This is a genomic window from Neisseria sp. P0007.S010 (assembly GCF_051962875.1).
Taxonomy (GTDB): Bacteria; Pseudomonadota; Gammaproteobacteria; order Burkholderiales; family Neisseriaceae; genus Neisseria; species Neisseria subflava_A.
In genome coordinates, this window is the sequence record NZ_JBQCUX010000029.1 from 1 (window position 1) to 1028 (window position 1028).

The window sequence follows — 1028 nt, forward strand, 5'->3', positions numbered from 1 at the left end:
ATTACAGAAGAAACCACACCCGCACCTACGGTACGACCACCTTCGCGAATCGCAAAGCGCAGACCTTCTTCCATAGCGATTGGCGCAATCAGTTCTACAGTAATGGTTACGTTCTCACCTGGCATTACCATTTCTACGCCTTCTTCCAAAGTAACTGCACCAGTTACGTCAGTAGTACGGAAGTAGAATTGTGGACGGTAGTTAGCGAAGAATGGAGTGTGACGACCACCCTCTTCTTTGCTCAGTACGTATACTTCTGCTTTGAACTTGGTGTGAGGAGTGATAGTACCTGGTTTAGCCAATACTTGACCACGCTCTACGTCTTCACGTTTAGTACCACGCAGCAATACGCCTACGTTGTCACCCGCTTGACCTTCGTCCAGCAGTTTGCGGAACATTTCAACGCCGGTACAAGTAGTTTTTTGGGTTTCTTTCAGACCTACGATTTCGATCTCGTCACCAACGTGGATGATACCGCGCTCTACACGACCGGTTACTACTGTACCACGGCCGGAGATAGAGAATACGTCTTCGATAGGCAACAAGAAAGGTTTGTCCACAGCACGCTCAGGTGTTGGGATGTAGCTGTCCAGAGCAGCAGCCAATTCGAAGATTTTTTCTTCGTAAGCAGCGTCACCTTCCAAAGCTTTCAGTGCGGAACCTTGTACGATTGGGCAGTCGTCGCCTGGGAAGTCGTAGCTTGACAACAAGTCACGGATTTCCATTTCAACCAGTTCCAACAACTCGGCATCGTCAACCATGTCGCATTTGTTCATGAATACGATGATGTAAGGTACACCTACTTGGCGAGCCAGCAGGATGTGTTCGCGAGTTTGTGGCATAGGACCATCAGCTGCGGAACATACCAAGATCGCACCGTCCATTTGGGCAGCACCGGTAATCATGTTTTTAACGTAGTCGGCGTGGCCCGGGCAGTCTACGTGTGCGTAGTGGCGGGTTTCAGTTTCGTATTCTACGTGTGAGGTATTAATGGTAATACCACGAGCTTTTTCTTCAGGAGCGTTGTC

At 49.2% G+C, this 1028-nt stretch carries 1 protein-coding gene; it reads right to left on the reverse strand.

Translation table 11 applies throughout. The features are described 5' to 3' along the window. The coding region (tuf, locus tag ACTHR7_RS10755; protein WP_440370801.1) for an elongation factor Tu at positions 1–1028 on the reverse strand (1028 nt) is incomplete at both ends.